Genomic DNA, 20,154 nt, shown 5'->3' with positions numbered 1-20,154 from the left:
TCCGGGATCTCCGTGATGGTCAGGCAAGAGTATGCGTACGGGCAGGAGATTGGGCCGGGCGATTGAGCTACACCCTCCACGGGGCAGGTAGTGCTGTGTACGGCTGTACGGCACGGAGGAGGTGGACCGGACTGTGTCGAGAGCGAGGGTGGCGCGGCGGATCGCAGCGGGTGCGGCCTATGGGGGCGGCAGCGTCGGTCTGATCGGTGCGGCGACGGTGGGGCTGGTACTGGCCGAGGTACAGCTGGCGAAACGGTTGGTGGGCGGGGGAAAGGCACCGGTCCCGCCGAGCGCGGACGGTCGGTACGGAGTGGCGTTCGCCGGCCCCTCCGACCCCCTGCGATTCGTCATGCTGGGCGACTCGACGGCTGCGGGCCAGGGCGTGCGCAGAGCCGGCCAGACCCCGGGGGCGCTGCTGGCGTCCGGACTGGCGGCGGTGGCCGAACGACCGGTGGATCTCCGGAACGTGGCTCTGCCGGGGGCGCGGTCGGACGACCTGGAGCGGCAGGTGTCCCTGGTGCTGGCGGATCCGTCGGGGGTGCCGGACGTCTGCGTGGTCATGATCGGCGCGAACGACGTGACCCACCGGATGCCGGCGACGCAGTCGGTGCGCTGTCTGACCACGGCCGTACAGAGGCTGCGTACGGCCGGCGCGGAGGTGGTGGTGGGCACCTGCCCGGACCTGGGCACGATCGAGCCGGTCTACCAGCCGTTGCGGTGGCTGGCCCGGCGGGTGAGCCGGCAGCTGGCGGCGGCACAGACGATCGGCTCGGTGGAGCAGGGCGGACGGACGGTCTCGCTGGGCGACCTGCTCGGGCCGGAGTTCGAGGCGAACCCCCGGGAGCTCTTCGGCCCCGACAACTACCACCCCTCGGCCGAGGGGTACGCGACCGCTTCGATGGCGATGCTGCCCACCCTCTGCGCGGCCCTCGGCCTGTGGCCGGAGTCCGACCGTCTGGACGGTTCACGCCGGGAGGGCATGCTGCCGGTCGCCAAGGCGGCCTCCCGTGCCGCGCGCGAGGCGGGCACGGAGGTGACGGCGGCGCGCGCGCCGTGGGCCCTGCTCAAGCACCGCAGGCGCAGGCGTCTGCCCGCCCATACGGAACCGGTGCCTCACGACGGCACGGGGACGGGCCCGGACGGCGGGCCGCTGCCCGGGCGCGGGCCGGGGGCGACGTGGCGGCGGGCATGAGCGCAGCGCCCCTCCGCCGGGGAACAATCCGGGAGACTGAGCGGTTGCTTAGAAAAGAGGCCCGCATCACATGGCCTGCCGGGTGACCTCAGCTATACGTCCGGGTAACTTCCAAGGCAGTCCAGCATTCCTGCCGTCCAGCCCTCATGGAGCCGCGTGATGCCCGAAGCCGTGATCGTCTCTGCCGCCCGTTCGCCCATCGGCCGGGCCTTCAAGGGGTCCCTCAAGGATCTGCGCGCGGACGACCTGACCGCGACCATCATCCAGACCGCGCTGGCCAAGGTCCCCGAGCTGGACCCGAAGGACATCGACGACCTGATGCTCGGCTGCGGCCTTCCCGGCGGCGAGCAGGGCAACAACCTGGGCCGCATCATCGCCGTACAGATGGGGATGGACCACCTCCCCGGCTGTACGGTCACCCGCTACTGCTCGTCCTCGCTCCAGACCAGCCGCATGGCGCTGCACGCCATCAAGGCCGGCGAGGGCGACGTCTTCATCTCCGCCGGTGTCGAGATGGTGTCCCGCTTCACCAAGGGGAACTCCGACAGCCTGCCGGACACGCACAACCCGCTCTTCGCCGACGCCGAGGCCCGGACCGCCGCCCGCGCCGAGCAGACCGGCACGAGCTGGACGGATCCGCGCGAGGAGGGTCTCGTCCCGGACGCGTACATCGCGATGGGGCAGACCGCCGAGAACCTGGCCCGCATCAAGGGCGTCACCCGCCAGGACATGGACGAGTTCGGCGTGCGGTCGCAGAACCTCGCCGAGGAAGCCATCAAGAACGGCTTCTGGGAGCGCGAGATCACCCCCGTGACCACGCCGGACGGCACGGTCGTCTCCAAGGACGACGGCCCCCGCGCGGGCGTCACCCTGGAGGGCGTGCAGGGTCTGAAGCCGGTGTTCCGCCCCGACGGGCTCGTCACCGCCGCCAACTGCTGCCCGCTCAACGACGGCGCCGCCGCACTGGTGATCATGTCCGACACCAAGGCGCGCGAGCTGGGCCTGACCCCGCTGGCACGCATCGTCTCGACCGGCGTCTCCGGCCTGTCCCCCGAGATCATGGGGTACGGACCGGTCGAGGCCAGCAAGCAGGCGCTCAAGCGCGCCGGGCTGACCGTCGACGACATCGACCTGGCCGAGATCAACGAGGCGTTCGCCGCCCAGGTCATCCCCTCCTACCGGGACCTCGGCCTGCCGCTGGACAAGGTCAACGTCAACGGTGGCGCGATCGCCGTCGGCCACCCCTTCGGCATGACCGGCGCCCGCATCGCCGGCACGCTGATCAACAGCCTGCAGTTCCACGACAAGCAGTTCGGCCTGGAGACGATGTGCGTGGGCGGCGGCCAGGGCATGGCCATGGTCATCGAGCGGCTGAGCTGAGCCGCAGCGGAGGCGAAGCGAACGCGACCGAGAACACGAGCGGCTGAGCTGAGCCGCGGCTGAGCGCCCGCGCCGGGCTTCCGGCAGGTCAGCGCTCCCGCGCGGGGGCCTTCTTGAACCGACCCGAGCTCCGATCGTGACCGAATCTCCCCCAGGATGTGATCTACGTCCCGGGGGAGAGTCGTTTCCGCAGGTCACACCAGTCACAGAGCTAAACACCGGGCCCAAAGACCTGTCCAATTCGTGACGTAATGCACTGACAGCAGGCACCAGTACAGGACAAGCTGATGTAGGAAGTCGGGGGTGTCGATTGAAACCGGGAGTATGTCAGTGAGCGCCATGCCGTTTGCCCTGTTGCTGACCACCGCCGCTGCCACGGCTGTCGGCGCCGCCGCTCTGCACGCTGCTCACGGGCTGCGTAAGCAGGTCACAGCCCTGCGCACGGAGCTGGCGGAGGGACGGAGTCCGCACGCGTCCGTGCCCGAACAGCTGAACCGGAGTTCCGGCACACCTGTCGAGGAGATACGCGCGGCCGTCGCTGACGCACTCGCCGAGGAGCGGGAGCGCGAGCTCGCCGAGGCCCGTGCCTTCTGGGCGGCCCAGGAGGCGCGCGACGCCGCCGACGCCCCGTCCCTGCTGGGCGGGCTCGGCGATGACGTCCCGTTCTTCATGCCCCGCCAGACCGACTTCGCGGGCCTGGAGGCGATGGACCTCGAAGCCGGCGAGGCCCTCGACGAGCTGACGGAGCTGGCAGGGCTCACGGACATGCCCGAGTACCCGGAGTACGCCGAGGACTCACCCGAGCTGGCCGCGGCCCGTCGCCGCCACCCCTCGCACCCGGACTTCGTTCCCGTACAGGCACCCGTCGTCACCGACCATGAGCGTACCGTGAACCGCCTGGAACGGCTCGCCGATACCGGTACGGAGCTCACGGACGTACGCCCCGGCCCCCTCGGGACGCTCGATGTGTACGTCTTCGCCGACGGCACCACGCTCTGCATGACCCCTGGCCACCGGGAGACCGCCGAGCGGCTCGCCGACTCGCTGCGCTCCGGTGAGCAGCCGGTGCTGCTGGGCGGTTCCGGAGTCTCCGGCGCCTATGCGCTGACGTTCTCGTGCGGCGAGGAGAGCGTCTACATCCTCGCCGACCGCGTCATCGCCTCCTTCTAGCGCGGACCGGGTGCGAACGCCCTCGCCGCCGCCTCCTCGACACACCGCACGGCCTCGTCCAGCTTCTGGGACGAGGCCGTTTCCAGTGCCACGGCCAGGTCCCGCCCGGCGACCGCGAGCTGGTCGCCGACCGCGAATATCCCGGCGTCCGGCATGATCCTCGGCTCCAGGTCCGGGGCCTCCGCGCGCTGCGCACGGGCGGAGAGCTCCCTGGCCGTCGCCAGGGCCTCGGCGGCCACGCCACGCTGCAGCCGGCTCTGCGGGGCACTCCGCAGACGGTCGGCGAAACGGTCCACGGCGGTGATCAGGGGGGTCGTATCGAGCACGCCGTGACCCTACGCGCCCCTACAGGATGGTTGCCAACGCGCCGACGCTCGGGCACGGTGTCGGGAAGGACCAGCAACGCGCACTGCGTCGGAGGCGCCGATGTCGCATGTCTTCTCCGAAGAAACCCACCGCAACCTGCTCTCCCGGATTCCCCATCGCACCGGTCGTGACATCACCGACTGGCTCCGCACCGTCGACGAAGGCCCCTCTCTCTTCCGCTTCGAGGAGAAGGTCAGCTGGCTGCGGAGCGAACACGACCTCACCTACGGCCACGCCAAGGCGATCATCCATGAGTACGACCTGAGGCGGGCCGCCCGGAAGCTCCTCTGAGGCACGCACTCCCCGCGACAACGGAACGGGACGGCCCCGCAGGCGATGAGCCTGCGGGGCCGTCCCGTCGTCGTCGTGACTACGGGTCAGTCGTTCCCGTTGAGGATGGAGAGCAGACGCAGCATCTCCAGGTAGATCCACACCAGGGTCAGGGTGAGGCCGAAGGCCGCCAGCCAGGACTCCTCGCGCGGTGCGCCGTAGTTGATGCCGTCCTCGACCTGCTTGAAGTCCAGGGCCAGGAAGCACGCACCGAGGATGATGCCGACGACTCCGAAGAGGATGCCCAGACCACCGCTGCGGAAGCCGAGGCCGTCACCGCCGCCGAACACACTGAACAGCAGGTTGACCATCATCAGGAGCACGAAGCCCATGGCCGCGGCCATCACGAAGCCGTAGAAACGGCGGGTGACGCGGATCCAGCGCATCTTGTACGCGATGAGGACACCGGCGAAGACACACATGGTGCCCATCACCGCCTGCATCACCGTGCCGGGGCTGATGTAGGTGCTGACCGTGCTGGAGATCACCCCGAGGAAGACACCCTCGAAGGCGGCGTAGGCAAGGATCAGCGCCGGCGCAGGCTTGCGCTTGAAGGACTGGATGATCGCGAAGACGAACGCCACCAGGGCGGCGCCGATCGCGATGCCGTAGGACTGCTTGAGATTGGCCTCGTCGACCGGCAGCAGGGCCCAGGAGAGCGCGGCGGTGAGCACCACGGTGCCCAGCGTCATCGCCGTACGCGTGACGACGTCGTCGATCGTCATCGCGCCGGAGCGCGCCGGCGCCTGTGGGGCGCCGTACTGGGTGTCCTGCTGGGCGTAGGGGTTCGTGGCGTACGGGTTGGCGGCGGTGCCCTGCGCGTACGGGTTGGCACCCGCCGCGGCGGCCCCGGCCTGCGGCACCGCGTTGAAGCCCGCGTGGCCGTTGTCGCGGCTGAACCCCCGTCGCGAGAAGACCGGGTTGCTGCTCCTCATTTCACTCCTCCATGGCCACCTCGCGCGGCCTTGCGTCAAGAGTAATGGGTAGGCAAAACAATCACCCTAGTACCGGAGGAGGATCTTCGTGGGAGCCGGCGGCCCCGGTTCCCCCGGTGCGGCACGGACGCCCTCACGGTCAGTGACGGACCGCATCCGCTCCACGACAAGGAGTATGCCCCTGAACGGCCCGGCACCTCCGCGCCTCCACCCGTCCACATCTCTGCGAGCGAGTGCCCGGAGCCGGACTTGAACCGGCACGCCCCCGAGGAGGCAGCGAGGTTTAAGCTCGCCGTGTCTGCATTCCACCACCCGGGCGTGGGCGCGCGGCTCCGCGTTTGGCACAAGACCCTATCCGGGGGCGTCCCTCGAACAGCGGAACATGCACTCGATGTTGTCTTATTTTATGGACCATGTGAGGGCCCGTCAGACAGCTCGCACCGCATCAGCACACGCCCGGCCCGGTCGAGGGGTACGAACCCCCGGCAAACGGGAATGACGGAAACTCGCCGCACCCGCACGGCGCGTACGCCATGGGCCGCGCCACCGTTCGCCAGGGCCCGCCACCTCAGCCGTCGACGGTGTCGTTGACGCAGCGGAGAACGGGCCGTGAACCCAGTGCCACAGGGTCCTTCAGCACGGCACCCGTGACGTGGAAGACGGCGCTCTCGCCGGGCAGCAGAGTGACGAGCATGTCGTCCACCTCGGCCGCCGGATCCAGCCGGTCGGGGAAGAGCGAGAGGTCGCGCAGCAGCGTCCGCGCCGTCACCGTGACCCGGTAGCCGATGCCCGATTCGTCACCCTGGGTGACCGTGGAGTGATAGCTCGCCGGCGGCAGCGCGAGGCGGGTGTCCTCCTCGTAGAACTCGACCACCCGGTGCTCGCCGAGCTCCGCCACCAGCACCTCGCGGGCGCTGTCGTCCGGTTCGGCGACCGAGGGCGGCAGTGGCACGCGGGTGACTCCACGGGCCGCCGTGCCCACCACGGCCGTCTCCTCGGCCAGCACCACGCCGTCCAGGGAGCGCCGGGTCAGCCTCAGCGTGCCCTCCCACGGGCGGGCGCAGTCGTTGACCAGGTGCAGGGCGCCGTCCCGTACGGCCATCAGCCGGTCCGCGTACACCGTGCGCAGGGCGTACCAGAGCGGCTTGCGGCGGCCGTCGCCGTCCACGGCCGCCCAGGACACCACCGGCCAGCAGTCGTTGAGCTGCCACACGATCGAGCCCATGCAGTACGGGCTGTGCGAGCGGAAGTGGCGGATCCCGAAGGCGACCGCGCGGGCCTGGTTCAGCTGGGTGAGCCAGTGCCAGTCCTCGAAGGAGGAGCCGTCCGGCTGCGGCAGATGGTCGCCCAGCCCCCGCAGCAGCTTGGCGTCGCCGTCCTCCGCCTTCTGGTGGTGGGCGAGCAGCGGGGAGCCCGGTGCGAGCGGGCCGCTGACCGCGCGGCGCAGCGTGGCGTACGCGGGCGGGCCCTGGAAGCCGAACTCCGCGACGAAGCGGTGCGCGGTGTCGGCGTAGTGCCGGTAGTCGACCCGGTTCCAGACGTCCCAGAGGTGGACCGTGCCGCGCGTGGGGTCCTGCGGGGGCAGCTCCGGGGAGCCCGAGTAGGGCGACCCCGGCCAGTACGGGCGGGTGGGGTCGGTCTCGGCGCACAGGGCGGGCAGCAGCTCGTGGTAGTAGCCGTGGCCCCAGGTGCGGCCCTCCAGTCTCTCCTGCCAGCCCCAGTCGGCGTGGCCCTCCAGGTTCTCGTTGTTGCCGCACCACAGCACCAGCGAGGGGTGCGGGGCGAGCCGCACGAGGTTCTCGCGTACCTCCGCGGCCACCTCGTCGTACAGCGGCTGCTCCTCGGGGTAGGCCGCGCAGGCGAACGGGAAGTCCTGCCAGACGAGCAGCCCCTTCTCGTCGCACAGCTCGTAGAAGTCGTCGCTCTCGTAGAGGCCGCCGCCCCAGACGCGGATCAGGTTGACTCCCGCCGCGATCGCCTGGTCGAGGCGGTCGGAGACCCGTTGCCGGGTGATCCGGGCGGGGAAGCAGTCGTCGGGGATCCAGTTCACCCCGCGCACGAAGAGTGGCTCGTCGTTGACGGATACGCGGAACGCCTCGCGCTCCAGGGTGACGCCCCGGAAGCCGGTCCTGCCGGTCCAGGCGTGGTCGCCGCCGAGCGTGACGATGACGTCGTACAGCGGCTGGGCGCCGTGACTGTGCGGCCACCAGACCTCGGCGTCGGGGACGGCGAGGGTGGCCGTGGCGTGGTCCTCGCCCTCGGGGACGAAGAAGACGGAGACCGCGCCCGCGCCCACCACCGAGACCGAGGCCGCCAGCTCCTCGTCCCTCGCACCGTCGATGTCCAGGGTGACCGCCAGGCGCGGCACCCCCTCCCCGTCGAGGTCGGCCAGCACCTTCACCCCCGCGAGGCGCGGGCCCGTCCAGGACTCCAGCGCGACCGGGCGCCAGATGCCGGAGGTGACCAGGGTCGGCCCCCAGTCCCAGCCGAAGTTGCAGGCCATCTTGCGGATGAAGGCGTACGGCTCGGCGTACGCGCCCGGCCGGTCGCCGAGCTTGTCGCGCATGGCCTCGGCGTAGGTGTACGGCGCGGTGAAGCGCACGACGAGGGTGTTGAGGCCCTCGCGCAGCAGCGGCCGGACGGGGAAGCGGTAGCTGCGGTGCTGGTTGGCGGTGGAGCCGGCCTCGGTGCCGTTGAGCAGGACCGTGGCGACGGTGTCGAGGCCGTCGAAGCACAGGTCGGTGAACTCGTGGCCGTCGGCGGACCATTCGAACGTGGTGCGGTACGTCCAGTCGGTGCGGCCGATCCAGCCGAGCCGGGTCTCGTTGTCGTCCAGATACGGGTCGTCGATCAGTCCGGCGGCCAGCAGGTCGGTGTGGACGCAGCCGGGGACGGCCGCCGGGACGCCTCCCGCGGTGAGCCCCACGGGCACGGGACCGTCGGCGGTGAGCGTCCAGCCGTCGTGCAGGGGCAGGTGGCGAGGGGTCACGCGGGGGTCCTTCCGCAGTCGGGGAGTCCGGCGCAGGCGACGAAGTGGTCCGGCTCGGTCTCGTACAGGTCGCTCTCACCCGCGCCCCCCTCGTGGTAGGCGCAGGCCCCCACCGGTTCGGCGGACGTCCAGGGCTGGTTCAGCCGGGGCACCGCGGCCAGAAGTGTCCGGGTGTAGGGGTGCAGGGGATTGCCGAAGACCTGCTGTGTGTCGCCGCGTTCGACGACGCGGCCGTTCCGCAGCACCACCGTCCTCTCGGCGAGATAGGTGCCGAGCGAGAGGTCGTGGGTGATGTAGAGGACGCCGAGGCCGCGTTCCTTGAGGCCGGCGAGGAGGTTGAGCACATCGATGCGGGTGGAGGCGTCGAGCATGCTGGTGATCTCGTCGGCGACCAGGAAGCGTAGATCGAGCAGGAGCGCACGGGCGATGAGCAGGCGCTGCAGCTGGCCGCCGCTGAGCTGGTGCGGGTAGCGGCCGAGTACCTGTCCGGGGTCCAGGCGTACGTCGCGTACCGCGCTCTCGACACGGTCGGCCCATTCCTTGTCCGAGATGCCCGGGTGGTAGGAGCGGCGGATGAGGTCGAAGACTCGGTCGGCCTTGAAGACCGGGTTGTAGCAGCTGAACGGGTCCTGGAAGACGCCCTGGACGCGGCGGTAGAAGTCCCTGCCGGGCCTGACCTGTTCGCCGTCCAGGGTGAGGCTGCCCCCGCTGACCTGGGTGAGGCCGAGGACCATGCGGCCGATGGTCGACTTGCCGCTGCCGCTCTCCCCGATGAGGGAGACGAGTTCTCCGGGTGCCACTGCGAAGGACACCTGGTCGACGGCGGTGACGGATCCGCCGCCGAAGGCGCCGGCCCGGAAGGTCTTGGTGACACGGTCGAGGGTCAGCATCAGGCCGCCTTCCAGCATGCGACGGTATGGCGGGGGGCCACCTCGACGACCGGCGGCTCCTCGGCGCACCCGCTGTCGGCGAGCGGGCAGCGGTCGCGGAAGCGGCAGCCGGCCGGCGGGTTCAGCAGGGAGGGCGGGGAGCCCTCGATGCCGCTGAGCGGCTTGTCCTTGTACCGGGCGCCCACCTGGGGCAGCGATCCGATCAGCATCTTCGTGTACGGGTGGCGGGGTGCGGTCGTGAGCGCCTTCGTGGGGGCCTTCTCGGCGAGCTTGCCGGCGTACATCACCATGATCGAGTCGGCGATGTGCGAGGTCAGTCCGAGGTCGTGGGTCACGAAGATCATGCTGGTGACCAGGCCCTTGTCGCGGAGCCCCGTGAGGGCGCCCACGACGGCCTGCTGGTTGGAGACGTCGAGGGCCGAGGTGACCTCGTCGGCGATCAGGACCGAGGGGTCCAGAAGCGTGGAGATCACCATGACGGCACGCTGCTTCATCCCGCCGGAGAGCTCGATCGGATAGCGGTCCAGGACATCGGGTTCCAGGCCCACGAGGGCCAGCCTGCGGTGCAGTTCGCCGGTGTCGACGCCGGCCCCGCGCGAGGCGAGGAGCTCGCGGATCATGCGGCCGACGCGGCGGGTCGGGTTGAGCGCGCTCATCGAGTACTGGGGGACGAGCGAGACCTTGTGGAAGCGGTAGGCGTTCATCGCCCGGTCGTCGGACAGCGGCAGTTCGTCACCGTCCAGGGTGACGGTGCCGCCCGCGTGCCGCATCCGCCCGTCGAGCCGGATGAGGGACTTGCCGAGGGTGGTCTTGCCGCAGCCGGACTCGCCCGCCAGGCCCAGGATCTCGCCGTCCGCCAGGTCGAAGCTGACTCCGTCCAGGGCCCGGACCTCGCCACGCAGTGTGCGGTAGTGGACCCGCAGGTCGTTGACGGTCAGGGTCATGTGCTCACGACTCCCTCAGCTTCGGGTTGAAGACCTCGTCGAGGCCCACGTTGGCGACGTAGAGCGCGCCGACGATCGCGGTGATCCCGGCGCCCGGGGGAATGAACCACCACCACATGCCGAGTTGGAGCGCGCTCCACTGCTGGGCGCTCTGCAGCATCAGGCCGAGCGAGACGCCCTCGGTCGGGCCGAGCCCGATGAAGTCCAGCGAGGAGGCGATGAGGATGGACCCGCCGAAGAGCAGGATGAACATCATGAAGAGGTACGAGCTCATGTTGGGCGCGATCTCGCGGAACACGATCCGCCAGGTGCCGCTCCCGCTGAGCCGTGCCAGGTCCACGAACTCCCTGGTGCGCAGCGAGAACGTCTGCGCCCGGATCGCGCGGGCCGCCCAGGGCCAAGAGGTCAGACCGATGAACAGGCCCTGCACGGCGACGCTGCGCACCCCCAGGTAGGCGTTGATGATCAGCAGGACGGCGAGGGCGGGGATCACCAGGACGACGTTGGTGAGCATGTTGAGGATCTCGTCGACGACTCCGCCCCGGTAGCCGGCGAGGAAGCCGACGACCATGGCGATGACGGCGGCGATCGCTCCGCCGACGACGCCCACCAGGAAGGTGGCGCGCAGCCCGTGCACGAACTGCGCGTAGACGTCCTGGCCGAAGGTGGTGGTGCCCATCCAGTAGGTGGCGTCCGGCGCGGACGCCTGCGGGCCCACGTATTCGTTGGGGTTGCCGTTGTCGAGCAGCATCGGCCCGACGACGCCGACCGCGAGCAGGATGACGACCAGGGTCACGCCGATGATCAGCTTGGGGTTGCGCACCGCGTAGTGCAGCGACTCGCGGCCGGGCTTGGCCACGGGTGCCTCGGCGGAAGGGACCTCGGGGGCCGGGTCGGGCAGTGTGCTCATGACGTGCCTCCTGCCATGCCCGTACGGGTGCGGGGGTCGACGATGACGTACACGATGTCGATGAGGAAGTTGGCGATCAGGACGCCGATGACGATGAACAGGAACGCGCCCTGGAGCAGGAAGAAGTCCTGGTTCTGGATCGCGGCCAGGATCAGCGAGCCGAGCCCCGGGTAGGCGAAGACGATCTCGGTGACGAGCGCTCCGGCGACCAGCACCCCCAACTGGAGTGCCAGGCCGGTGACCTGGGGCAGGACGGCGTTGCGGAACGCGTAGCGGCGGATGAGCCGCTGGGGGGCGCCGAGGGCCGCGAGATAGGAGGAGTAGTCGGACTCCAGCTCGTAAATGATCATGTTGCGCATGCCGATGGCCCAGCCGCCGAGCGCGACGAGGAACAGCGAGAGGAACGGCAGCACCCAGTGGTGCAGCGCGTCCAGCGCGAAGTCGGCGCTCCAGCCGGGCTGGATGTCCAGGCTGTAGCCCCCCGATATGGGGAACCAGCCGGCCTTCGCACCCAGCGCCCAGGCGAGGATGACGGCGATCCACATGTACGGCATGGCCGTCAGCAGATAACCGGCCGGCAGCACGGTGTTGTCCAGGACCTTGCGGCGGGCGGAGAGCGCGCCGATCCAGTTGCCCACGAACCAGCTGAGCAGGACGGCCGGAATCATCAGGCCGAGCGTGTACGGGAGCGCGTCGAGCAGGACGTCACCGACCGGCGTCGGGAAGACGAAGATGGAGATACCGAAGTCGCCCTGGAGCAGCGCGCCCCAGAAGTGGAGGTACTGCTGCCACAAGGGCTCGTCGAAGCCGAACAGGTTGTTGTAGTAGGTGCGCATCGCCTCGGCGGCCTCCGGCTGGGAGACACGGGCGCGGGCGACCATGGCGGAGACCGGGTCACCGGGCATGAAGCGCGGGATCATCCAGTTGACGGTGACGGCGACGACGAACGTCAGGCCGTAGATGAGAAGTTTGCGGGCGAAATAGCGGCGCAAGGGTGCTCCCCTGGTGGAGAGCCCCGCCGTGCGCGCGCGGTCAGGTGCGCGCGCACGGCGGGGCGGTCATGAAGCCGGAGACGGCCGGCCTCCATTTGCCGGGCAGTCCTACTTGACGGGCTTGATCTGCGTGAGCGTCTCGAAGCCGCCCAGCTCCAGCCAGTTGCGCCACAGGGCCGGCGCCGTCCTGGGAGCTCCCTCGGCGTCCGACGGCCAGTTCGTCCAGGTGCCGGTGGTGGACTGCGACCAGAGGCCGTTGTACCAGAGCGGGATGATGGGCATCTCGGTGAGCTGGATGTCCTGGATCTTCGAGACGGCGGCCTTCATGCCCGCCGTGTCGTCGGTCTTGACCCCGCCGAGCTCCTGCACCAGCTTCCAGGCCTCCGCGTTCTCGTACCGTCCGAAGTTCACCGTGTTCTGCTGCTTCTGGACCGGCATCTGGAACACGTAGTCGTAGTACGTCCACGGGGTGTTGGACAGCTGGCGCTCGTTGTTGAGGATGAGGTCGAAGTCGCCCTTGCCGCGCTGCTCGTTGAGGGCGTTCTGGTCGGGGAACTCGGTGCTGATCCTGATGCCCGCGTCCTTGGCCCCGGCGGCGATGACCTTGGCCGCCTCCATCCAGTCGGTCCAGCCCGAGGGCACGGCCAGCTTCAGGCTGATCGTGGAGCCGTCCTTGTTCTCGACGAAGCCGTCGCCGTCCTTGTCCTCGTAGCCGGCCTCCGCGAGCTCCTTCTTCGCGGCGGCCGCGTCGTGCGTGAAGCCCTTCTCCGCGATGAGGGCCTTGTCGTCGAACTGCTCCCACTGCGGCAGCAGACCGGTCGGGGAGGCCGGCTTGACCAGGTCGCCGTAGACACCCTTGACGATCTTCCCGATGTCGACGGACGCGGCGAGCGCACGGCGGAAGGCGGCGTCGTCCATCGGCTTCCTGGTGGTGTTGGGCACCAGCCAGGCGGTGTTGGCCGAGAGCATGTACGGGGCCTTGTCGTAGTACGACACGACCTTCTTGCTCTTGATCAGCGAGGCCGCGCCGGGCAGGAAGTTGTTGCTGAGGTCCAGCTGGCCCTGGCCCAGCTGACCGATGACCACTTCGTTGCTCGGGTTGGAGACGTCGACGATGTAGCGCGGGGCGGGCGTCATGCCGAGCGCCTCGGTGCCCCACCAGTCGTCGCGCCGCTCCCACACGACCCGGTCCTGGGTCTTGCTCTTCAGCTTGTACGCCCCGGTGCCGACCGGCTTGTCGTTGACGCCGTTGAGGACGTCCTCGTCACTGCGGGAGCCCCAGACGTGCTCGGGGACGACCGGCTGGCCGTAGAGGGTGTAGTCCCACTCCTGGTAGCGGGCCTCCTTGAAGGTGAAGCGGACCGTGCTGTCGTCCACCGCCTTCGCGTCGGACAGCCAGCTCCACAGCGAGTGGAAGGCGGAGGCCTCGATCTTGCCGAGGCCGTACGAGTACGCCACGTCCTCGGCGGTCAGCGGCTTGCCGTCCGCCCAGGTGATGCCCTTGCGCAGCTTCACCTCGTACGTCTTCTCACCGGTCCAGCTGCCGGACTCCGCGAGCCAGGGCGTCAGCTTGCCCTCGTTCGGGTCGTAGTGGAACAGGGTCTCGTAGACCAGGCCCTTGGTGCCGGTCGCGTGGTCCCAGTTGCGCAGCGGGTTGTAGTTGGCCGGAGGCCCCCACTGGGTGCCGGTCGTGTAGAGCGTCTCGTTGCGCGGCAGCGAGCCGCCCTTGCCGGCCGTGCCGCCCGCCCCCGAGCCGCCTCCCGTGCACGCGGTCGCGGCGAGTGTGAACACGGCGAGTGCGGTGGTGACCCGCAGCCGGGTACGCGTACCCATAGCCCCTCCTCTTCCCCCGCCGTCCCTGATTAGCGGAGTCACTGAACCGGGTAAGTGCCGTGAAGGTATGGGTGCCCCGGACCGGTGTCAAGAGTGCGGGAGCGCTCCCATCCACACGGTTTCCCGGGCTTGCCCAAGAGGTCTGGACCGCACGGGGGAAGGCGGAGGTCAGGGACCTGTGACTAAGATGCGGCTCTTCAGGGCGAACCGGTTAAGTGAGGTCGTATGTCCAAGCACCGCCCCACGATCGCCGACATCGCGCGCCGCGCCGGGGTGTCGAAGGTCGCGGTGTCATACGCGCTGAACGACCGCCCCGGGGTCTCCTCCGCGACCCGCGCGTCCATCAAGGCCATCGCGCAGGAGATCGGCTGGCGACCCAACAGCGCCGCCCGCGCCCTCACCCGTGCCAGGGCGGACACCGTGGGGCTGGCGCTGTCCAGGCCGGCCAGGATGCTCGGGGTCGAGCCGTTCTTCATGGAGCTGATCAGCGGCATCGAGACCGAACTGTCCACCCGTGGCTACGCCCTGCTCCTCCAGGTCGTCACCGATCCGGCGCAGGAGCTGGAGATGTACCGCCGCTGGTGGGGCGAGGGCCGGGTGGACGGGGTGTTCCTCGCCGATGTGCGCTCACCCGATCCACGCATCGGGGGGATCACCGAGCTGGGCATGCCCGCCGTCGTGATCGGCCATCCCTCGGGGGCGGGAGCCCTCACCCCCGTGTGGTCGGACGACTCGGCGGCTCTGCGGGACACCCTGACGTATCTGGCCGCGCTCGGCCATCGCTCCGTCGCCCGGGTCGCCGGGCTGCCCGAGCTGATCCACACCCAGCTGCGCGACCGCGCCCAGCGCGAGATCAGCGCCGCACTCGGGCTGAGCGAGCCGGTGGTGATGCACACCGACTACTCGGGCGAGGAGGGCGCGCACGCCACCCGCCGGCTGATCAGCTCGCCCGAGCGGCCGACCGCCGTCATCTACGACAACGACATCATGGCAGTCGCCGGGCTGTCCGTCGCGCAGGAGATGGGGCTCGACGTCCCCGCCGATCTCTCGCTCGTCGCCTGGGACGACTCCCAGCTCTCCCGCGTCGTACGTCCGCCGCTGACCGCACTGAGCAGGGACATCCCCGCTTACGGCAGCCACGCGGCCCGCACCCTGCTGACGATGGTGGCCGACGGCTCCGCCCCCGGGTTCGAGGACGCGACGGCCCGGCTGGTGCCCCGCGGGTCCACCGCCCCGCCCCGCTGAGCGACCGGCGGGACTCGGGGTCGTCTCCTACCTCAGGACTACGCCACCGCACGGCGGGTGCGACTCAAGAGGGCCCCGGGAACGGGCACGAGGACTGATGACCCGGCACGGTACGGCGGCGAGGATGGAGATGTCCCCACGACCTGTCGTACGAACCAGGAGTACCCCTGTGACCACCACCACCGTTCACCGCACCACCGCGGTCGCCGCCCGCGCGACGGAGCTGTCGAAGGTCTACGGCGCGGGTGAGACCCAGGTGGTCGCCCTCGACCGGGTGACCGTGGACTTCCCGCAGGGGGAATTCACCGCGATCATGGGCCCGTCGGGTTCCGGGAAGTCCACGCTGATGCACTGCGTGGCCGGTCTCGACAGCTTCAGCAGCGGCTCCGTACGCCTGGGCGAGACAGAGCTGGGGACGCTGAAGGACAAGCAGCTCACGCAGCTGCGCCGGGACAAGATCGGCTTCATCTTCCAGGCCTTCAACCTGCTGCCCACGCTGACCGCCCTGGAGAACATCACCCTGCCGATGGACATCGCCGGGCGTAAGCCCGACGCCGCTTGGCTCCAGAGGGTCATCGACATGGTCGGCCTCTCCGACCGGCTGAAGCACCGCCCCACGGAGCTCTCCGGCGGCCAGCAGCAGCGCGTCGCCGTCGCCCGCGCCCTGGCCTCTCAGCCGGAGATCATCTTCGGCGACGAGCCGACCGGGAACCTGGACTCCCGCTCCGGCGCCGAGGTCCTCGGCTTCCTGCGCAACTCGGTGCGTGAGCTCGGCCAGACCGTGGTGATGGTGACCCACGACCCGGTGGCCGCCTCCTACGCGGACCGCGTGGTGTTCCTCGCCGACGGCGCGGTCGTCGACCAGATGCTGAACCCCACCGCCGACGGGGTCCTGGACCGGATGAAGGCGTTCGACGCGAAGGGCCGCACCAGCTGACACCTCAGAGGCTGCCGTTCCTCCCTTCCGCATCCCGAACTCCCCCCAGGAATTGACGACATGTTCCGTACCGCCGTGCGCAATGTCCTTGCGCACAAGGCCAGGCTGCTGATGACCGTGCTCGCCGTGATGCTCGGCGTCGCCTTCGTCTCGGGCACCCTGGTCTTCACCGACACCCTCGGCAACGCCTTCCGTAACCAGTCCGCCAAGAGCTACGACGACGTCGCCGTCGCCGTCACGACCTGGGCCGAGCGCGGTGACGAGGAGACCACTGCCGTCGACGAGGCCACGCTCAAGAAGATCCAGGACCTCGACGGCGTGGCGGAGGCCACCGGACGGGTCTCCGGATTCGCCGGCGTCGCCGACACCGGCGGCAAGCTCATCGGGGACGGCTGGTCCAACACCGGCTCCAACTTCTCCCCCGGCGCCGACGGCAAGGACGCGCAGTACACGTTCACCGACGGCACAGGGCCGGCGAAGGCCGGCCAGATCGCCCTCGACAAGGAGACCGCGGCCAAGGGCGAGTACCGCGTGGGCGAGCCGGTGCGGGTCGCCACCAACGGGCCGGTGAAGGAGTACACCCTCTCCGGTGTCTTCACCACCGAGGACGGGGCCGTGAACGCCGGCGGCAGCCTGGTCCTCTTCGACACCGAGGTCGCCCAGCAGCTCTACCTGCGGCCCGGTGAGTACAAGGACGTCACCGTGACCGCCGCGGCCGGCGCGTCCGACCAGCAGCTGCTGGACGCCGTGGAGCCCCTCCTCCCGGAGGACGCCGTGGCCAGGACGGGCACGGCCGTCGCGGCCGATGAGGCCAGGCTGACCGAGTCCGGCCTCAAGAGCCTCAACTCGATGCTGCTGGCCTTCGCCGCCATCGCGCTCTTCGTCGGTGTGTTCCTGATCGCCAACACGTTCACCATGCTCATCGCCCAGCGCACCAAGGAACTCGCCCTGATGCGCGCCGTCGGCGCCTCCCGTCGGCAGGTCAAGCGGTCCATCCTGCTCGAAGCCGGTGTGGTCGGTGTGATCTCCTCCGTGATCGGCTTCCTCCTCGGCGTCGGCCTCGCGACGGGACTGCGTTCCGCGATGGGGATGTTCGGCGGGAAGATCCCGGCCGGTCCGCTGGTCGTCTCCCCCACCGCGGTCGCCTCCGCGTTCGCCGTCGGCGTGCTCATCACCGTGTTCGCCGCCTGGCTGCCCGCCCGTCGCGCCGCCAAGATCCCGCCGGTGGCTGCGATGAACAGCGTGCACGCGGTGGCCACCACCAAGTCGCTGGTCGTGCGGAACTCGTTCGGCGCGGTGATCACCCTCCTCGGGGCCGCCGCGATCGTCGCCGGTGCCGCTCAGGGCGACGAGAACGGCCGGTGGCTCCTCGGTGGCGGCGCCTTCCTCGCCCTCATCGGTGTCATCGTGCTCATCCCGCTGCTCTCGCGGCCGGTGATCGCCCTGGTACGTCCGCTGCTGCGGGGGCTGTTCGGAGTCTCCGGCAAGCTGGCCGCGCAGAACGCGGTCCGCAATCCGCGCCGCACCGGAGCCACCGCCTCCGCTCTGGCGATCGGGCTCACCCTGGTCACCGGTATCTCCGTGCTCGGCGTCACGCTCGGCCAGGCCGTCGACAAGATGACGACGGACAACATCCGGGCCGACTACAGGGTCTCGATGGCCAGCGGGGACTCGCTCGACGAGTCGGCGATCACCGCCCTGCGCAAGGCTGACGGCGTCGCGGCGGCCACCCCCCAGCGGTCCGTCTGGCTCAGCATCGGTGACGAGTCGGACATCTCGGCCTCCGGAGTCACCCCGGGCGACGTCGAGAAGGTCTTCGCCCTGAAGACGGTCTCCGGCTCGCTCTCGTCGCTGAAGGACGGCGAGATCGCCGTCGACCGCGATACCGCGAAGTCGAACGGCTGGAAGACCGGCGACAGCTTGCCCGTGAAGTACGAGGACGAGAAGAAGGAGACCCTCAAGGTCGGCGCGCTCTACGAGGGGAACGAGTTCCTCTCCTCGGTCCTGATCCCCGAGGACCTCATCGGCCCGCACGAGAGCCTCGCCGACATCCGCGAGGTCTGGCTGACCATGGACGGCGGCCAGAGCGACGCCGGCGAGAAGGCCGTGATCGACGCGCTCGGTGACAACCCGGCGATGAGCGTCATGGACCGCCAGGGCATCAGGGACATGTCCGGCGGGTTCATCAACACCGCGCTGAACATCATGTACGCGCTGCTGGCCATGGCCCTGATCATCGCCGTCCTCGGGGTCGTCAACACGCTGGCCATGTCGGTCTTCGAACGCCAGCAGGAGATCGGCATGCTGCGGGCGATCGGCCTGGACCGGCGCAGGGTCAAGCGCATGATCCGGCTGGAGGCCGTCGTCATCTCGCTCTTCGGGGCGGTGGTCGGAGTGGCCCTCGGCACGTTCCTCGGCTGGGCGATCGGGAAGAGCCTGTCCGCCTCGATCCCGGGCTACGCCCTGGTCATCCCGTGGGAGCGGCTCGCGCTCTTCCTGGTACTTGCAGGATTCGTGGGTGTGCTGGCCTCGCTGTGGCCGGCCCGTAACGGCGCGAAGCTGAACATGCTGACCGCGATCAAGACGGAATAGGCACATGCGGAAGGGCCGGTACCCGCCGAGGCGGGTACCGGCCCTTCCGCGTTCCCGGATCAGCCGTTCGCCGACGCCGTCCAGTCACGGGCGCGCAGCGGCATGTCCGCGCCGCCGCCGTCCCGCGGACGCACGGCGAGGATCTGGTTGACGCCGATCTTGTTGTGCTCGAAGGAGAGCGCGGAGGCGGCCATGTAGAGCCGCCAGACCCTGGCCCGCCCGGGCGAGGTGGCCCGTACGGCTTCCTTCCAGTGCTTCTCCAGATTGGCCACCCACTGACGCAGGGTCAGTGCGTAGTGCTCGCGGATCGCCTCCACGTCCCGGGCCTCGAAGCCGGCCTCCTCCAGGGTGGCGACGGTACGCCCCACCGGGGCCAGTTCTCCGTCGGGGAAGACGTAGGCGTCGATGAAGTCGTCGACGTGGTAGGCCGACTCGTCCTTCTCGGGGCGGCGGGCGATCTGGTGGTTGAGCAGCCGCCCTCCGGGCTTCAGGAGTGCGTAGAGGTCGTCGGCGTACTCCCGGAAGCGGACCGAGCCGACGTGCTCGGCCATGCCGATCGAGGAGATGGCGTCGTACGGACCGTCCCTGACGTCCCGGTAGTCCTGGACCCGGATCTCGATCCGGTCGGTGAGGCCCTCCTCCGCGATGCGCTTGCGGGCGAACGCGGCCTGTTCGGTGGAGAGAGTCACTCCGGTGACCTGGGCCCCGTACTCACGGGCGGCGTGGATGGCCATGGAGCCCCAGCCGCAGCCCACGTCGAGCAGGCGGTCGCCCTCCTTGAGGGCGAGCTTGCGGCTGACGAGGTCGAGCTTTTCGCGCTGGGCGTCCTCGAGTGTGGCCCCGTCCTGCCAGTAGGCGCAGGAGTAGACCATGGACGGGCCCAGGACCATCGCGTAGAAGTCGTTGCCGACGTCGTAGTGATGGCTGATGGCCTCTTTGTCCCGGCGCCTGGTGTGGAGCGCGCCGGTGCGGCGGCGGATCTCCTCGGCGGGCGGGGGCGGCGGCGGCCAGGGGCCCGCCATCTGTACGAGGCCGCGGGCGAACGCCCGCACCCTCGGGTCGCGGACGGGGTGGACGGAGTCCTTCGCGTCGGCACCGCGCTCCCAGAGCAGCGAGGCCACGGCGTTCAGGGCCGCGTACAGGTCGCCGTCGATGTCGATCTCGCCGGCCACCCAGGCGCGGGCCAGACCCAGTTCGCCCGGCTTCCAGAGCAGCCTGCGCAGGGCGCGGCGGTGGCGCAGCACGAGAGCGGGGGCACCCGGCGGCCCGGACTCGCTGCCGTCCCAGGCCCGGATCCGGACCGGCAGGGGTTCCCCCAGCAACTCTTCCGCGAGAGCGGTCAGCCGCGATGCGGCGTCGGCCATGGTGCACACCTCCGTGGTGGTGTTTCCGAACGTGCCTAAATTCGCATATACGCATCCGAACCGGGCCGCGACACCTCGGGGCCGC

General features: G+C 69.9%; 16 protein-coding genes and 1 tRNA gene. 7 read left to right on the top strand and 10 right to left on the bottom strand.

Annotation, left to right across the window (positions count from 1 at the left end; genetic code table 11):
* Nucleotides 1–148: 148 nt before the first annotated feature.
* From ACIREO_RS30315 to ACIREO_RS30305, 3 genes are all read left to right on the top strand, one after another.
* Nucleotides 149–1,192 (top strand): SGNH/GDSL hydrolase family protein, encoded by a 1,044-nt coding sequence (locus tag ACIREO_RS30315; protein ID WP_404116072.1) that lies wholly within the window; start codon nucleotides 149–151, stop codon nucleotides 1,190–1,192.
* A 159-nt stretch (nucleotides 1,193–1,351) separates the two neighbouring features.
* Nucleotides 1,352–2,572 carry an acetyl-CoA C-acetyltransferase gene (locus tag ACIREO_RS30310; RefSeq protein ID WP_404115933.1) on the top strand — a complete coding sequence of 407 codons (1,221 nt, stop codon included), beginning with the start codon at nucleotides 1,352–1,354 and terminating at the stop codon, nucleotides 2,570–2,572.
* A gap of 324 nt (nucleotides 2,573–2,896) precedes the next feature.
* Entirely contained in the window at nucleotides 2,897–3,742 is an 846-nt protein-coding gene (locus ACIREO_RS30305; RefSeq protein WP_404115932.1) for a hypothetical protein, read from the top strand.
* Here the strand turns inward: ACIREO_RS30305 and ACIREO_RS30300 are convergent.
* Nucleotides 3,739–4,068: a hypothetical protein gene (locus ACIREO_RS30300; protein WP_404115930.1), complete on the bottom strand. Its 330-nt coding sequence runs from the start codon at nucleotides 4,066–4,068 to the stop codon at nucleotides 3,739–3,741. The genes ACIREO_RS30305 and ACIREO_RS30300 overlap by 4 nt on opposite strands.
* Nucleotides 4,069–4,168: 100 nt before the next feature.
* On the opposite strand from ACIREO_RS30300, the gene ACIREO_RS30295 reads away from it, so the two are divergent.
* Nucleotides 4,169–4,399 carry a DUF4287 domain-containing protein gene (locus tag ACIREO_RS30295; protein ID WP_404115928.1) on the top strand — a complete coding sequence of 77 codons (231 nt, stop codon included), beginning with the start codon at nucleotides 4,169–4,171 and terminating at the stop codon, nucleotides 4,397–4,399.
* A gap of 86 nt (nucleotides 4,400–4,485) precedes the next feature.
* On the opposite strand, the gene ACIREO_RS30290 is transcribed toward ACIREO_RS30295, so the two are convergent.
* The 8 genes from ACIREO_RS30290 to ACIREO_RS30255 all read right to left on the bottom strand — a co-directional run bounded on the left by ACIREO_RS30290 (nucleotide 4,486) and on the right by ACIREO_RS30255 (nucleotide 13,931).
* Nucleotides 4,486–5,373: a Bax inhibitor-1/YccA family protein gene (locus tag ACIREO_RS30290; protein ID WP_404115926.1), complete on the bottom strand. Its 888-nt coding sequence runs from the start codon at nucleotides 5,371–5,373 to the stop codon at nucleotides 4,486–4,488.
* Between the two features lie 234 nt (nucleotides 5,374–5,607).
* Nucleotides 5,608–5,691: transfer RNA gene (locus ACIREO_RS30285), tRNA-Leu, on the bottom strand.
* 250 nt (nucleotides 5,692–5,941) lie between these two features.
* On the bottom strand, nucleotides 5,942–8,362 hold the full coding sequence (locus ACIREO_RS30280; protein ID WP_404115924.1) for a glycoside hydrolase family 2 protein: 2,421 nt from the start codon (nucleotides 8,360–8,362) through the stop codon (nucleotides 5,942–5,944).
* A complete protein-coding gene (locus ACIREO_RS30275) occupies nucleotides 8,359–9,270 on the bottom strand; it encodes an ATP-binding cassette domain-containing protein (protein WP_404115922.1) in 912 nt (303 codons plus the stop codon). Before ACIREO_RS30275 ends, ACIREO_RS30280 begins: the two co-directional genes overlap by 4 nt.
* Entirely contained in the window at nucleotides 9,252–10,196 is a 945-nt protein-coding gene (locus ACIREO_RS30270; RefSeq protein ID WP_404115920.1) for an ABC transporter ATP-binding protein, read from the bottom strand. Before ACIREO_RS30270 ends, ACIREO_RS30275 begins: the two co-directional genes overlap by 19 nt.
* Before the next feature lie 4 nt (nucleotides 10,197–10,200).
* Entirely contained in the window at nucleotides 10,201–11,106 is a 906-nt protein-coding gene (locus tag ACIREO_RS30265) for an ABC transporter permease (protein ID WP_404115918.1), read from the bottom strand.
* The gene (locus ACIREO_RS30260; protein ID WP_404115916.1) at nucleotides 11,103–12,098 is read right to left on the bottom strand and encodes an ABC transporter permease; all 996 of its coding nucleotides are present in this window, start codon (nucleotides 12,096–12,098) and stop codon (nucleotides 11,103–11,105) included. Before ACIREO_RS30260 ends, ACIREO_RS30265 begins: the two co-directional genes overlap by 4 nt.
* 108 nt (nucleotides 12,099–12,206) lie before the next feature.
* Nucleotides 12,207–13,931, bottom strand: coding sequence for an ABC transporter substrate-binding protein (locus ACIREO_RS30255; protein ID WP_404115915.1), 1,725 nt, complete (start codon nucleotides 13,929–13,931; stop codon nucleotides 12,207–12,209).
* A gap of 225 nt (nucleotides 13,932–14,156) precedes the next feature.
* Between ACIREO_RS30255 and ACIREO_RS30250 the strand changes: the two genes are divergently transcribed.
* The 3 genes from ACIREO_RS30250 (at nucleotide 14,157) to ACIREO_RS30240 (ending at nucleotide 18,705) form a co-directional block, all read left to right on the top strand.
* On the top strand, nucleotides 14,157–15,176 hold the full coding sequence (locus ACIREO_RS30250; protein ID WP_404115913.1) for a LacI family DNA-binding transcriptional regulator: 1,020 nt from the start codon (nucleotides 14,157–14,159) through the stop codon (nucleotides 15,174–15,176).
* A 130-nt stretch (nucleotides 15,177–15,306) separates the two neighbouring features.
* Nucleotides 15,307–16,113, top strand: coding sequence for an ABC transporter ATP-binding protein (locus ACIREO_RS30245; RefSeq protein ID WP_404115911.1), 807 nt, complete (start codon nucleotides 15,307–15,309; stop codon nucleotides 16,111–16,113).
* A 60-nt stretch (nucleotides 16,114–16,173) separates the two neighbouring features.
* A complete protein-coding gene (locus ACIREO_RS30240; protein ID WP_404115909.1) occupies nucleotides 16,174–18,705 on the top strand; it encodes an ABC transporter permease in 2,532 nt (843 codons plus the stop codon).
* Nucleotides 18,706–18,764: 59 nt separating this feature from the next.
* Here the strand turns inward: ACIREO_RS30240 and ACIREO_RS30235 are convergent, their stop codons facing one another.
* Nucleotides 18,765–20,069, bottom strand: coding sequence for a class I SAM-dependent methyltransferase (locus ACIREO_RS30235; protein ID WP_404115907.1), 1,305 nt, complete (start codon nucleotides 20,067–20,069; stop codon nucleotides 18,765–18,767).
* Nucleotides 20,070–20,154 lie beyond the last annotated feature (85 nt).

Source organism: Streptomyces sp. NPDC102441, assembly GCF_044765585.1.
Taxonomy (GTDB): domain Bacteria; phylum Actinomycetota; class Actinomycetes; order Streptomycetales; family Streptomycetaceae; genus Streptomyces.
This window is presented reverse-complemented; position numbering and strand designations above follow the sequence as displayed.

Excerpts from the sequence above, each read along its gene's own strand:
- ACIREO_RS30270 (WP_404115920.1), bottom strand. The coding sequence starts at position 10,196 with ATGACCCTGACCGTCAACGACCTGCGGGTCCACTACCGCACACTGCGT.
- ACIREO_RS30250 (WP_404115913.1), top strand. The coding sequence starts at position 14,157 with ATGTCCAAGCACCGCCCCACGATCGCCGACATCGCGCGCCGCGCCGGG.
- ACIREO_RS30275 (WP_404115922.1), bottom strand. The coding sequence starts at position 9,270 with ATGCTGGAAGGCGGCCTGATGCTGACCCTCGACCGTGTCACCAAGACC.
- ACIREO_RS30265 (WP_404115918.1), bottom strand. The coding sequence starts at position 11,106 with ATGAGCACACTGCCCGACCCGGCCCCCGAGGTCCCTTCCGCCGAGGCA.
- ACIREO_RS30295 (WP_404115928.1), top strand. The coding sequence starts at position 4,169 with ATGTCGCATGTCTTCTCCGAAGAAACCCACCGCAACCTGCTCTCCCGG.
- ACIREO_RS30235 (WP_404115907.1), bottom strand. The coding sequence starts at position 20,069 with ATGGCCGACGCCGCATCGCGGCTGACCGCTCTCGCGGAAGAGTTGCTG.
- ACIREO_RS30305 (WP_404115932.1), top strand. The coding sequence starts at position 2,897 with ATGTCAGTGAGCGCCATGCCGTTTGCCCTGTTGCTGACCACCGCCGCT.
- ACIREO_RS30240 (WP_404115909.1), top strand. The coding sequence starts at position 16,174 with ATGTTCCGTACCGCCGTGCGCAATGTCCTTGCGCACAAGGCCAGGCTG.
- ACIREO_RS30245 (WP_404115911.1), top strand. The coding sequence starts at position 15,307 with ATGTCCCCACGACCTGTCGTACGAACCAGGAGTACCCCTGTGACCACC.
- ACIREO_RS30255 (WP_404115915.1), bottom strand. The coding sequence starts at position 13,931 with ATGGGTACGCGTACCCGGCTGCGGGTCACCACCGCACTCGCCGTGTTC.
- ACIREO_RS30310 (WP_404115933.1), top strand. The coding sequence starts at position 1,352 with ATGCCCGAAGCCGTGATCGTCTCTGCCGCCCGTTCGCCCATCGGCCGG.
- ACIREO_RS30290 (WP_404115926.1), bottom strand. The coding sequence starts at position 5,373 with ATGAGGAGCAGCAACCCGGTCTTCTCGCGACGGGGGTTCAGCCGCGAC.